This window comes from Herbidospora galbida (genome assembly GCF_005233835.1).
GTDB lineage: Bacteria > Actinomycetota > Actinomycetes > Streptosporangiales > Streptosporangiaceae > Herbidospora > Herbidospora galbida.
This window is the reverse complement of record NZ_SZQA01000005.1, coordinates 70,923-83,321: the sequence shown is the minus strand read 5'-3', so window position 1 is coordinate 83,321 and position 12,399 is coordinate 70,923. Positions and strand designations below refer to the sequence as shown.

The window sequence follows — 12,399 nt, the reverse complement described above, 5'->3', positions numbered from 1 at the left end:
GTGGTCCGAGTAGGCTGGCGCCACCATGACTGAGACGACCGTTGTTCACCTGTTGCGCCATGGTGAGGTCTACAACCCGACCGGGGTCCTCTACGGCAGGCTGCCCGGCTTCCACCTGTCGGACAACGGCCGGGCGATGGCCGACATGGTGGCCAAGTCGATCGCCAGTCGCGACATCGTGACCCTGTGGAGCTCGCCGATGGAGCGCGCCCAGGAGACCGCCGCACCCTCCGCCGAGGCGCTGAAACTCCCCGTCGTCCTCGACGACCGGCTCACCGAGGCCACGAACGTCTTCGAGGGCAAGCCGGTGGCCAACGACAACCGTGCCTTCTTCCGCGATCCCCGCAACTTCTGGCACTTCCGCGATCCCCGCCGCCCGTCGTGGGGCGAGGCCTACCGCGACGTCGTGGCCCGCATGAAGTCGGTGATCGACGACGCCCGCGCCGAGTCCCGGGGCCACGAGGCGCTGCTGGTCTCCCACCAGCTGCCGATCTGGATCATCCGGCTGGCCGCCGAGAGCAAACGCCTCTGGCACGACCCCCGCCGCCGCCAGGCCAGCCTGTGCAGCCTGACCTCCTTCACCTTCGACGGCGACCGCCTCATCAGCGTCGGCTACAGCGAACCCGCCGCGGCGTTGCTCAAGAACTAGTCATGGTTTTCCGCCACGTCTACTTGTGCTCTGTCCGGGCGCGCCGGCGTCTGGACAAATGCACCTTCTTGGAGTGACCTAGATGCACCATCTCTGACCTGGGCTTATAGATCCTCTGAAAGCGTAGCCAAACCATGACCTCGGGTGCCGGCCGGTGCGCGGGTCCGGGTGTGCTGCGTAGAGCTGGTACAGCCAAACGTCTCGCGTGCGCTTCCGGCCCTGCTCCTGCTAGAGGGTCTGTCGGGGCGGCGTTCGGTCAAGGGCGGCCTCGCGTGTTCCATTTCCCGGTGACCTTCCTCGCGCGCTGGTTGCCCTACGTGCACAGCCGTCCTTGACGGGTTCCGGCTGACCAGGACAATCGGGCGGCGGGGGCAGAGCTTACGGCGATGACCCCGATGGGCGTTCGGCTTGAGACCTAGTCAGATCTGCTGTCCAGCTTCAACGAGTTCCTCGGCCTCGGTAAGCGCGAGGTGCCAGGGGTAGGCCTCGAACTGGTTGCGTCCACCGCCCGGGCGTGGGGCTCAAATCGCCCTGGGCTAAGCAGGACGCGAACTCCTTCGGCGCGTAGGTCTGTGACGCTGCGTTGGAGGGGCGTGGGCGGCCGAAGTCGAGTTGACGAAGGGCAAGACCACTACGGGGATGTGAAGTCCGAGAGCCTCGGCAAGGATGCCGAGGGGTGAGGTGGAGAAGGCGCTCGGGAGATCACGGCGGCGAGTACCTTCGTGAGGAGCTCACGATTGCGTTGCCGCACGCGTGCGTCTGAGGGCCTGGACGCGGTAGTAGATGATGGCGAGCCATCCGATGATCATGGCGACGCGACCGACCCACGACCAGGAACCCGTGTCCCAGCCGAACAGGACCTCGAAAGCATCCGATGGTTTGCCCGCGAGTAGTCCGGGCGTCTGGACGATGATCATAAATACGCTGAAGATGATCACCAGGATGTTGAGCAAAGTACGTAAGGACTGGAACCGGGGGCGGCGACCGACCTGGCCCATGGTTTCTGCCTGTTCCGTCATGTGATCACTGTGACAGCGCCCGGATTCCATGAGAAGAGGGGTGGGCGACGCAGGAGCGGCTTTGTCATCCGAAGGGCGCTGATAGGCAATCGGGGAGGTTGACCGGCGGTCGCGGAGTCGGCGACAGGCTCTGCGTCTCCTGGCTGCGAGCGGGTGAGCTGATCTTGAAGGGCCTCCGCAGTCCCATTCCAAATGATCTTGAGATCTAGGGTGGACATGGTGGCCGCCGTGTGTGCCGGGGAGTCGGCCCGAAGATCCGCATGCTCGCCGGCTTTCGCCCGCCGTGCGCGGCGGCTGACGGCGCGGAGCGTCGCCCTTGACGTCTATAGAACTCGTTCCCGGTCCGGCCTCGTCGCCATCATGAGAGCATCCGCGGTGGGGCCTGGTCCCGCTCGTTCATGAGGCCGCTCGTCTGGGCGTGGATCCGCCACCGTCGCGGATGACGGTCTATCGGGCGCCGGTGCGACATGGCCTGGTCACCCCGCGTGGGCGCCGCAAGCGGCGGGAGGACTATCTGCGATGGGATCCGCCCGCCGTGCCTGAATCCCCCAGCCATGGGATCTGCCTGTCGCGCCGGTGTCTGGACTGAGGAGCGCAGGAGAGCGAAGCGAACCGGAGCGACGAGGGAAGACGCCGGACCTGAGCGCCCGGACCCGCCGCGGCGTTGCTCAAGAACTAGTCATGGTTGTCCGCCACGTCTACTTGTGCTCTGTCCGGGCGCGCCGGTGTCTGGACTGAGGAGCGCAGGAGAGCGAAGCGAACCGGAGCGACGAGGGAAGACGCCGGACAAGAGCGCCCGGACCCGCCGCGCCGGAGGCGCGGCCATCAAACAGGAGCGCCCGGACCGACCACCGGAAGGGTGGGCCGATAATATGGTTGCTCTACCGGTTGTAGTTCAAGGAGATCTCCTCCATGTCCCCCTTCTCGCGTGCTCTCATCGTCGTGTGTTCGGCGCTGGTTCTGACCGGATGCGCCGCGAACGTCGGGGGGGCGGGGCAACCGGAGTCAGATGACACCCGGTTCGTCGCCGGTGACGGCAAGGTGCAGGTGTTCGACGCCGGCGACCGTAAGCCCGCTCCCGTCGTCGCGGGGCAGACCCTCGAAGGCGCCCAGACCACGATGGCCAAGGGCAAGGTCACGGTCATCAACTTCTGGGCCTCGTGGTGCGCGCCGTGCCGGGCCGAAGGGCCGACGCTCAAAGACGTCGCCGCCCGGACCAAGGCCGACGGCGTCGACTTCCTCGGCATCAACTTCAAAGACCAGAAGGCCGCCGCCACCGCCTACGACGCCCAGCTGACGCCGGGCTACCCGAGCATCCACGACCAGAGCGGCAAGGTCCTGCTCGGTTTCTCCGGCACGGTCCCGCCCGCCGCCATCCCCTCCACGCTGATCATCGACCGGGAGGGCCGGATCGCGGCCCGCGCGCTGGGCGCCGTGAAATACCAGGCCCTCCTCGACGCCGTGACCAAGGTCTCCAGTGAATCTCGCTGACACCGTCGCCTCCGGGTCGCTGCTGGTCGCCCTGCCGATCGCGCTGCTCGCGGGCCTGGTGTCGTTCCTGTCGCCCTGCGTGCTGCCGCTGGTGCCGGGCTATCTGTCGTACGTGACCGGCATGAGCGCCGACCCCAAGCGGGGGCGCCTGGTGCTGGGCTCGGGGCTGTTCGTGCTCGGGTTCGCCCTCGTGTTCGTGCTGGGCGGCGCGCTGTTCGGCGGGCTCGGGGCGGCGATGCTCGGGAACGCCGAGGTGATCACGAGGGTGCTGGGCGTGGTCACGATCGTGCTCGGGCTGGCCTTCATCGGGATCATCCCCGGGCTGCAGCGTGACTTCCGCATCCACCGGGCGCCGGCGGCCGGGCTCGCCGGGGCTCCGCTGCTGGGTATCGTGTTCGGACTCGGCTGGACGCCGTGCATCGGCCCCACGCTGGCCGTCGTGCTGACCCTCTCGGTCGACCAGGGCAGCGCCGCCAGGGGCGCGCTGCTCGCGTTCGGCTACGCACTCGGGCTCGGGCTGCCGTTCGTGGCGGCCGGGCTCGCCTACCGCAAGGCGCTCCACACGTTCCGCGCGGTGCGCCGACACACCCAGCTCATCACGCGGATCGGAGGAGCCATGCTGGTCGCCGTCGGGCTGCTGCTGGTCACCGGTCTGTGGGGCGAGCTCATCGCCGGTCTCCAGGTGTGGATCGGCGGATTCGAGCCGGTGATATGACACTGACCGACGAAGAGAAGACGACCTCGAACGGCCCCGCGGGGCTGGGCGTGGTCGGCTGGCTGCGCTGGGGCTGGCGGGTGCTCACCTCGATGCGCACCGCCCTCATCCTGCTGTTCCTGCTGGCCCTGGCCTCCGTGCCCGGGTCGCTCTATCCGCAGCGCGGGGTCGATCCGGGCGCGGTCGCCCGCTACTTCGAGAACGACCCCACCAAGGCCGAGTGGCTCGACCGGTTCTTCCTGTTCGACGTCTTCACCTCGCCCTGGTTCGCGGCGATCTACCTGCTGCTGTTTCTGTCGCTGATCGGCTGCGTGCTGCCGCGCACGATGGTGCACCTGAAGGAGATGCGGCGAACCCCGCCGCCCGCGCCGCGCAACCTCGCCCGGCTGCCGCACCACGCCGAGATCGAGGGCGACCTCGCCTCGGCCGAGGCCTACCTGCGGTCGAAGCGCTGGCGGGTGACGACCGGTGACGGCTGGGTGTCGGCCGAGAAGGGCCACCTGCGCGAGACCGGCAACCTGCTCTTCCACGTCGCGCTGCTCGTGCTGCTGGTCGCCGTCGGGGTGGGCGGGCTGTTCGGCTACCGGGGCAACGTGCTCGTGATCGAGGGCGACGGGTTCGCGAACACGGTGGCGGCGTACGACCGCTATCTGCCGGGGTCGCAGGTGTCGCCCGAGGATCTGCAGCCGTTCTCGTTCACGCTCAAGGACTTCCAGGCCAGCTACATCGGGCCCGGCCACGAGAAGCAGGGCCAGCCGCTCGACTACTTCGCCAAGCTGGCCGTGCAGGACTCGCCGACCGCCCCCGAGCGCGAGTTCACCCTCCGGGTCAACGAACCGCTCGAGGCCGACGGCGCGCTGACGTACCTGATCGGGCACGGCTACGCCCCCACGTTCCGGATCACCGGCGGCGACGGGAAGGTCGCCTTCGAGGGCGCGGTGCCGTGCCTGGTGAGCAACACCTCGACCTACGAGTCCGAGTGCGTCATCAAGGTGCCCGACGCGGCGCCCGACCAGCTCGCGTTCCTCGGCCGGTTCCTGCCGTCCACGGTGCCGAACGGCGACCAGTGGCTGTCGGTCTTCCCGGGCGCGGTCAACCCGACCGTGCAGATCTGGCCGTTCAAGGGCGACCTGGGGCTCGACGCGGGAATCCCTCAGTCGGTGTACGACCTGGGCGGCCACCAGAACCTCAAGCCGCTGGGCAAGATGACCGCCTCGCCGAAGCCGATGGCCGTCGGCGACGCCGTCGACCTGCCCGACGGGGCGGGCAAGATCGAGTTCACCGGCCTGAAGGAGTGGATCACCCTTCAGACCACCTACGACCCGGGCCGCTTCCCGGCCCTGCTCGCCTCCGGCGTCGCCATCCTCGGCCTGCTGCTGTCCCTGCTCATCCACCGCCGCCGCGTATGGGTGCGCGTAAGGGACGGAGGGGTCACGGTGGGAGGATTGACCCGCACCGAGGGCGGAGACTTCGGCGAGGAGTTCGCCGAGCTGACGAAAGCCCTGGAACACCACGCTCGCGCAGAGGTGAAGGATGTCTCCTGATCATTTGGCCACGCTGAGCGACCAGCTCGTACTGGCCGCCATTCTCCTCTACCTGGCCGCGATGATCGGCTACGCCCTGGAGCTGGGCTTCGGCCGGGTCACCGAGACGGTGCGGGAGCGCCGTCTGGTCGGCGTCGGCGGTCCGTCCGACGACCTCCCCGAGCCCGCTCCCGCGCCGGAACCGGCGTCGTGGGCCCCGAAGGCGGGCCTCGTCGGCACCGCCGCCATGTGGCTCGGCTGGGTCGCCAACCTGGGCGCCACGCTCACGCGCGGCCTCGCGGTCGACCGCTGGCCGTGGGGCAACATGTACGAGTTCGTCGTCGCCATGCTGCTCGCGGCCGTGACGGTGTTCCTGTTCCTGCAGGTGCGCTACCCGGTGAGGTTCCTCGGCGCGTTCGTCGGCGTGGTCGCCGCGATCGGCCTGGGCTTCGCGGCCCGCGTCCTCTACACGCAGGCCGGCCCGGTCGTGCCCGCGCTCGACTCGTACTGGGTGGCCATCCACGTCACCGCCGCCGTCGCGGCCAGCGGCCTGTTCATCGTCGGCGGCGTCGCCGCGGCGCTGTTCCTGGTGCGCAAGGAGGGCCCGTCGCGGCTGCCGTCGCGGGCCGACCTCGAGCGCGTCGCCCACCGCGTCATCGTCATCGCGTTCCCGATCTGGACGTTCGCCGTCATCTCGGGCGCGCTCTGGGCCGACAAGGCGTGGGGCCGTTACTGGGGCTGGGACCCGAAGGAGGTCTGGGCGTTCATCACCTGGGTGGCCTACGCCGCCTACCTGCACGCCCGCGCGACCGCCGGCTGGAAGGGCAAGGCCGCGATGATCGTCTCGCTGATCGCGTTCGCCTGCCTGATGTTCAACCTGGTCGGGGTGAACATCTTCATCGGCGGCCTGCACTCCTACGCCGACGTCAAATAACCGTCGGGGTAACCGTCGTCAGTCTTCGTCGCGCAGCTTGCGTTCCAGGCTGCGCAGGAAGTCGGGGTCGTCGTCGGGTCCCCTCGGCGCCTCAGGAGGCGGTGAGGGGAGCAGGTTCTGTCCGGGGGTGATCGGTTCGGGCACCGGCCGCCCGGCGAGCAGCCACAACACTCCGCCCATCGCCGGAATCATCACGACCAGAACCCACGCGGCCTTGGGGAGGGTCCGCACGATCTCCGGGGGAGTGGTGATGACGTCGAAGAGGCAGTAGAGCCAGAAGGCCAGCAACGCCAGGCCGACAACCACGTTCGCCATTCCAACACGGTATGCCATCCCGTGGCCTGATCGTGTTGCGTCTTCGATAGCGACCGACGAAGCGGGATGACTCGGACCAGACGGGCATCGTACGCTGCATCGGTACAGCACCTTCCCGACCAAAGAGAGGTGCGATGGCGCAGCAGGGCGACAGAGGCCGCCACCGGCGAGGGAATCGGTGGTGGCAGCGGAGCCACGCAGGGGCCAGCTACGTCTCCCGTCGAGGGACGGAGACGACGCAGGAACGCATCGAAACGAAGGTCACCGACAGGTGGGCGGACGCCCCCAGGGTCGTCGAGACCCCGGTGACCGCCCCGGTCGTCGACCGGCCGCAGTACACCTGGCGCGACTTCGAGCTGGACGACCAGCCCGCCCGCGCCGAGCCGCACCGCCCCGACAGTCCCGACTACCGCGACGGCCGCCGCAACTGCGGCGCCCTGGAGACGATCCTCTACCGGCAGTGGGACGCCATGGACGGCCCGCCGCCCCCCGACGTCATCCGCGCGGTCGACAGCCTCGCCAGGTTGCCCGACCGGCTGAAGGAGATGCTGGCGGTCGGCCTCGACGGCATCTACGTCGGTCCGGGCGGCGTCCCCGACCTCGACGACATGGGCTACCTGAGAGGCGCCCCGCTTCCCAGCGGCCGCGCGACCTGGGACATCTGCGCCGGCGCGTACGGCGACCGGAAGATCGTCGTCGGCGATCGCCCGAGTCCCACGCCCGATGTGATGATGCACGAAGTCGGTCATGCGCTGGACGACGTGGACTCCCGTCCGGGAGAGTGGGTCTCGGACTCACCCGAGTTCGCCGCGCTCTACGACGAGTGCATCCCGCATCTGGCCTCGGCCTTCCACAAGCAGTCCGGAGAACTCGGCCGCAAGGAGTTCTTCGCCGACGCCTTCGCCGCCATCGCGTCGAGGCAGCGTCCCGCCCTGATCGACATGCTGGGCGGCGACACCCGCACGGCACTCAACGTCATGCTCTTCTTCAACAGGCGCTACGGAATCTAGGTAGGTCCCCTGATGTTCGTGATCCGGCTCGCTGACGGCACGCTGCGGGTCCCGCAGTCGTTGACCAGCGACGACGGCCGCCTGATCGGCAACGCGTATGTCGAGATAGCGCCCGGCGAGCCGGACTACGACCAGTGGCTCGAAGAGTCCATCACCGAAGAAGAAGAGGCAGACCGCCGCAGAAGATGGCAAGAAGAGAACGACGCTCTGGAACAAGAATTCCTGGCCTTCAAGGCCGAACAGGAAAAATAACCAGCCGGCGGTAGTGCAATTTCACATGCCACGTGATTGGTCAAATATTCAATCACCAGGCCGGCGGCCGAAATAATTCAGGCGAGATTCATGAATTGCCGCAGCGCGCCGACGTCTGGACTGAGGAGCGCAGGGGAGCGAAGCGACCCGGAGCGACGAGGGAAGACGCCGGATATAAGCGCGAGGACCGCCGCGCCGAAGGCGCGGCCGTCACCCGGGCAAGAAAAAGGCGCGGCTCCCAGGTTCTGGCCGCGCCTCTCTGCTTCTTCCCGCGAAGCTCTATCCGTTCGGCTTGTCGGCCGTCAAGACGTCTTCTCCGCGGAGAAGGGCGTGCACTTCCGACTCGCGGAAACGCCGATGCCCTCCGGGGGTACGGATGCTGCTGATTCGCCCCGCCGCGGCCCAGCGAGTCACGGTCTTCGGGTCGACCCGGAAGAGGGCGGCAACCTCTCCAGGGGTCAGCAGTCGCTCGCTGCTACTCTCCACAATCTCTCCCCCTCGCATCCCGCGTCATGCAGCGGGCGGACAGGTAACCAGTGTGCCGAGCGAAGCCTGATTTATCCGTGGTTTTCAGAGAAGATCACGGGATGTTACCGGCTCAGTGCCCGATTGTTATATGATAGAGCCTCTTTGGGGCGCTCATGGGTGTTTCTTTACGAAAGCGCCGTGATGGGCACACTAGCAGCGCTCGTGCCGGATGCGAAGAGAGTCCGCCATACGGGACAGTGACGTAACCTCTACGGCGTGCATCCGGTAATCGTCTACACCCTGTCCCGCCTGGGCCTGTTCGCCGTCGCCCTGGGCGTCCTCTATCTGCTGGGTCTGCGGACCTACGTGTTGCTCGCAGTGGCCGTGGTGCTGAGCGGGCTCGCCAGTTACGTTCTGCTGTCGAAGCAGCGGGACGCGGTCAGCGAGAAGATCAGCGACAAGAGGAACCAGCCCGAGGGCTAGTCAGGGCATCGGGAACATTCCGACTCGGGCATGGTACTCGTGCCCGAGCTTCGTGGTGTCGCTTCCCACCAAAAGCCCCTTCTTTACCGGGAGAAAGGCCTTCACCCCGATTCCTCTCTCGCGGCCGGGATTGAACCGGAGTGCCTTTCCGGTACGTGGATGGAGCGCCGCGATGCCCTCTCGCGGGACCGCTCCCGGCCCGGCGGAGTCCTTTCCCAGCGGGTTGTCCATCCAGCGTTGATGGCCTCCGACGTAAACGGCCGCGCCGGTGACGGCGACGCTGTAGAGCGAATCGCCGCCGGTGTGGTTCACCCACGTCGGCTTCACGTTCGCGCCTTTCGCGTACGTCTCGAAGCGCGCCGCGGTGTCGCAGAGTTTCCCCGTCTTCGGCGCCGCGCCTCCGGTGGTGACGACCACGAAATAGGAGCCGTCGGGGGAGACGTCGAGTCCGCGTACATACGACGGAAAACCGTCGCGGCAATGGGGGGCGTAGGCATTGGTGCGCCATCGGGCGACCGTGCCGGTCTTCAGATCGATCTGGCCGAGTTGGTCGCGCGGCTGCCCGTCGAGGGTGGTGAACGAGCCGTCGAGAATCAGCCGGTCTTTCGTCGCGGCCATCGCGTGGACCTTCGGGTCGCCTTCCGACCGGCCCCCGCCGACGGCCACGGCGAATGCGGGGTCGACCGCTCCGGTGGCGGCGTCGAGGCGGGCCAGCGCGGTGCGCTGGGCTCGGCCGATGTGGGAGAAATCACCACCGACGTAAAGGTGCGCGCCCCGGCGTACAAGAGAGGTGATCTCACCGCCGTAGGCGGTGGCCCCGAACGACGGGATCGGGGCGCCCGACGGGACGGAGAAGGCGGCCAGGCCCCGGGAGAAGGAGCCGCCGGCGTAGACGGTGCCGCCGGTTCCGGCCGCGAGCGCGTTGACCGGGCCGTCGAGGAAGGGGGCGAAGGGGGAGATCCGGCCGGTCGTCAGGTCGAAGGCGAACAGGTTGGTGCGGCGCAGGGTGGACGTGCCCGACTTCACCGTGGAGAACTCGCCGCCGACGATCACGGTGTTCCCCACCAGCGCGAACGCGTTGACGATCCCGTCTAAGACGTGGGGCGTGTGGTTCACCGGATCGGGCGCCACTACCGAGGGGTGACGGATGCCCGCCGAGGCCGGGGTGGCCACGAGCGCGAGAGCGCTTACTGTGATCATGAATCTGGCACGCATGGCCAAGTCCTAGCAGACGCAGAGTAATCAACGCACTACGTTGCGCACATTCGACCGGGCATGGCGTGACGGTGTGTGAGGGCGTCCTAGGCTGGGCACCATGACGCGCGCTTCGCTGGACAAACAGCCCCATGAGGTCGCGGCCATGTTCGACCGCACGGCCGCGCGCTACGACCTGGTCAACGACGTGCTGTCGCTCGGCCAGGACCGGCTGTGGCGGCGGGCGACCGCGTCCGCGATCGACGCCGGGCCCGGCGAGCTGGTGCTCGACCTGGCGGCCGGCACCGGCACCTCGACCGACGCGTTCACCCAGCTCGGGGCGCGCGCCATCGCCTGCGACTTCTCGCTCGGCATGCTGCGGGCGGGCGTCCAGCGGCGCGGATCGTCGGGGCTGACCGGCGGTGTCGCGGGTGTGACGTTCGTCGCAGGCGACGCGCTGAGGCTGCCGTTCGCCGACGGGGTGTTCGACGCGGTCACGATCTCGTTCGGGCTGCGCAACGTCGCCGACACCGGTCAGGCGCTGGAGGAGATGCTGCGGGTGACCCGTCCCGGCGGGCGGCTCGTGGTGTGCGAGTTCTCCCGGCCGAAGCCGAAGGCGTTCGATCTGGTCTACACCCACTACCTGATGCGCCTGCTGCCGGTGGTGGCCCGGACGGTCAGCTCCAACCCCGACTCGTACGAATACCTCGCCGAGTCCATCCGTGACTGGCACGACCAGAAGAGCCTCGCGGCGATCATCCAGACCGCCGGGTGGAAGCGGGTGGCGTGGCGTGACCTGAGCATGGGGATCGTGGCTCTGCATCGGGGCATCCGCCCGGAAAAGTCATGAAATTTGCACCGCCACGCCAGGTGAGGCGATCTTTTCGTCACGACTGTGCATGTTTACCCGCCGGTAGGTGTCTACCCCCTGACGAAGGTGTCGGAAGAGGGACTAGACTGCGGCGCGACAAGTTTGTGAAGTAGTTCACAAAGGCACGAAAGGGTCAGCCTACACGGTCTGCGGCCCTAAGAATCTCAAAAGGACAGGACAGGTCCCCTCGTGAGCGAGCCAGCCCTTGTGGCCCGGCGGAGCGAGACCGATGCCGACGTGATCGTCGTCGGCGCCGGCCCCGCCGGATCGACGACCGCGTTTTATCTGGCGCAGTCCGGGCTGTCGGTCCTGTTGCTGGAGAAGACGACCTTTCCCAGGGAGAAGGTCTGCGGCGACGGCCTGACCCCGCGCGCGGTCAAGGAACTGCTCGCGATGGGGATCAACGTCGACGCGCCCGGCTGGATCAGGAACAAGGGCCTGCGCGTCGTCGGCGGCGGCCTGTCGTTCGAGCTCGACTGGCCTGAGCTGTCGAGCTTCCCCGACTTCGGGCTCGTGCGCACGCGCAAGGACTTCGACGTCATCCTGGCCGACAACGCCGTGTCCAAGGGCGTCACCCTGCTGCAGGGCGTGAACGTGACCGCCCCGGTGATCGACGAGCGCAGCGGCCACGTCGTCGGGGTGAAGACCGCCTCGGGCGACGTCTACCGCTCCCGCCTGGTGATCGCGGCCGACGGCAACTCCACCCGCATCTCCCTGGCCATGGGCCTGCACAAACGCGAAGACCGCCCGATAGGGGTCGCGGTCCGCACCTATTACACGAGCCCGCGCCACACCGACGACTACCTCGAGACCTGGCTGGAGCTGTGGGACGGCGAACGCCTGCTGCCCGGCTACGGCTGGGTCTTCGGCGTCGGCGACGGCACCTCCAACGTGGGCCTCGGGCTGCTCAACACCAGTGAGGCGTTCAAGAAGATCGACTACCGCGACCTGCTCCGGCGCTGGACCAAGAACATGCCGGCCGAGTGGGGCTTCGTCGAAGAGAACATGGTCGGCCCGATCAGGGGTGCCGCGCTGCCGATGGCCTTCAACCGGCAGCCCCACTACACCCGGGGCCTGGTTCTCGTCGGCGACGCCGGTGGGATGATCAACCCTTTCAACGGCGAGGGCATCGCGTACGCGATGGAGACCGGCCGCATCGCGGCCGACGCCGTGGTGACCGCGCTCGCCCAGCCGACCCCCGCCGCGCGCGAGCGGGTCCTGCGGGCCTACCCGCGGATACTCAAAGACGCGTACGGCGGCTATTTCACCCTGGGCCGGGCCTTCGTCGAGGCGATCGGCAAACCGGGCGTGATGAATATGCTGACGCGGCACGCGCTGCCCCACCCCCGGTTGATGAGGTTCGGCCTGAAACTCCTGGGCAACCTGACCGACCACGGTGGCGACGCGTCAGACCGGATCATCAACGCCCTGTCGAAGGTCGCGCCGTCGGCATGACACCACTGGATCGAAGAATC

Annotated in this window: 14 protein-coding genes; 10 read left to right on the top strand and 4 right to left on the bottom strand. The window is 67.9% G+C overall.

Annotated elements, in window-relative coordinates:
• Positions 1 to 25: 25 nt before the first annotated feature.
• Complete coding sequence (locus FDA94_RS07785; protein WP_137246357.1) at positions 26 to 649, top strand: histidine phosphatase family protein; 624 nt, start codon at positions 26 to 28, stop codon at positions 647 to 649.
• A gap of 731 nt (positions 650 to 1,380) precedes the next feature.
• On the opposite strand, the gene FDA94_RS07780 is transcribed toward FDA94_RS07785, so the two are convergent.
• Positions 1,381 to 1,668 (bottom strand): hypothetical protein, encoded by a 288-nt coding sequence (locus FDA94_RS07780; protein WP_137246356.1) that lies wholly within the window; start codon positions 1,666 to 1,668, stop codon positions 1,381 to 1,383.
• 912 nt (positions 1,669 to 2,580) lie between these two features.
• On the opposite strand from FDA94_RS07780, the gene FDA94_RS07775 reads away from it, so the two are divergent.
• Genes FDA94_RS07775 through ccsA form a run of 4 tightly spaced genes read left to right on the top strand, consistent with a single transcriptional unit; the run spans position 2,581 to position 6,331 of the window.
• On the top strand, positions 2,581 to 3,159 hold the full coding sequence (locus tag FDA94_RS07775) for a TlpA family protein disulfide reductase (RefSeq protein WP_137246355.1): 579 nt from the start codon (positions 2,581 to 2,583) through the stop codon (positions 3,157 to 3,159).
• Positions 3,146 to 3,874, top strand: a complete 729-nt coding sequence (locus FDA94_RS07770) for a cytochrome c biogenesis CcdA family protein (RefSeq protein ID WP_137246354.1) — start codon at positions 3,146 to 3,148, stop codon at positions 3,872 to 3,874. Before FDA94_RS07775 ends, FDA94_RS07770 begins: the two co-directional genes overlap by 14 nt.
• Positions 3,871 to 5,418, top strand: coding sequence for a cytochrome c biogenesis protein ResB (gene resB / locus FDA94_RS07765; RefSeq protein WP_137246353.1), 1,548 nt, complete (start codon positions 3,871 to 3,873; stop codon positions 5,416 to 5,418). The genes FDA94_RS07770 and resB overlap by 4 nt, the downstream gene beginning before the upstream one ends.
• On the top strand, positions 5,408 to 6,331 hold the full coding sequence (ccsA, locus tag FDA94_RS07760; RefSeq protein ID WP_137246352.1) for a cytochrome c biogenesis protein CcsA: 924 nt from the start codon (positions 5,408 to 5,410) through the stop codon (positions 6,329 to 6,331). The genes resB and ccsA overlap by 11 nt, the downstream gene beginning before the upstream one ends.
• Before the next feature lie 18 nt (positions 6,332 to 6,349).
• Here the strand turns inward: ccsA and FDA94_RS07755 are convergent, their stop codons facing one another.
• Positions 6,350 to 6,646: a PLDc N-terminal domain-containing protein gene (locus tag FDA94_RS07755; RefSeq protein ID WP_034385986.1), complete on the bottom strand. Its 297-nt coding sequence runs from the start codon at positions 6,644 to 6,646 to the stop codon at positions 6,350 to 6,352.
• A gap of 305 nt (positions 6,647 to 6,951) precedes the next feature.
• Here FDA94_RS07755 and FDA94_RS07750 point away from each other — a divergent pair, with 305 nt between their 5' ends.
• The gene (locus FDA94_RS07750; protein ID WP_246059622.1) at positions 6,952 to 7,656 is read left to right on the top strand and encodes a hypothetical protein; all 705 of its coding nucleotides are present in this window, start codon (positions 6,952 to 6,954) and stop codon (positions 7,654 to 7,656) included.
• A gap of 12 nt (positions 7,657 to 7,668) precedes the next feature.
• Positions 7,669 to 7,908 (top strand): hypothetical protein, encoded by a 240-nt coding sequence (locus FDA94_RS07745; RefSeq protein ID WP_062340566.1) that lies wholly within the window; start codon positions 7,669 to 7,671, stop codon positions 7,906 to 7,908.
• Between the two features lie 279 nt (positions 7,909 to 8,187).
• Here the strand turns inward: FDA94_RS07745 and FDA94_RS07740 are convergent, their stop codons facing one another.
• Positions 8,188 to 8,412: a BldC family transcriptional regulator gene (locus FDA94_RS07740; protein ID WP_030456135.1), complete on the bottom strand. Its 225-nt coding sequence runs from the start codon at positions 8,410 to 8,412 to the stop codon at positions 8,188 to 8,190.
• Between the two features lie 240 nt (positions 8,413 to 8,652).
• On the opposite strand from FDA94_RS07740, the gene FDA94_RS07735 reads away from it, so the two are divergent.
• On the top strand, positions 8,653 to 8,859 hold the full coding sequence (locus FDA94_RS07735; RefSeq protein ID WP_137246350.1) for a DUF4229 domain-containing protein: 207 nt from the start codon (positions 8,653 to 8,655) through the stop codon (positions 8,857 to 8,859).
• On the opposite strand, the gene FDA94_RS07730 is transcribed toward FDA94_RS07735, so the two are convergent.
• On the bottom strand, positions 8,860 to 10,074 hold the full coding sequence (locus FDA94_RS07730) for an NHL repeat-containing protein (protein ID WP_137246349.1): 1,215 nt from the start codon (positions 10,072 to 10,074) through the stop codon (positions 8,860 to 8,862). It lies immediately after the preceding gene.
• Between the two features lie 100 nt (positions 10,075 to 10,174).
• On the opposite strand from FDA94_RS07730, the gene FDA94_RS07725 reads away from it, so the two are divergent.
• Positions 10,175 to 10,903: a demethylmenaquinone methyltransferase gene (locus FDA94_RS07725; protein WP_137246348.1), complete on the top strand. Its 729-nt coding sequence runs from the start codon at positions 10,175 to 10,177 to the stop codon at positions 10,901 to 10,903.
• Between the two features lie 210 nt (positions 10,904 to 11,113).
• A complete protein-coding gene (locus tag FDA94_RS07720; protein WP_137246347.1) occupies positions 11,114 to 12,379 on the top strand; it encodes a geranylgeranyl reductase family protein in 1,266 nt (421 codons plus the stop codon).
• Positions 12,380 to 12,399 lie beyond the last annotated feature (20 nt).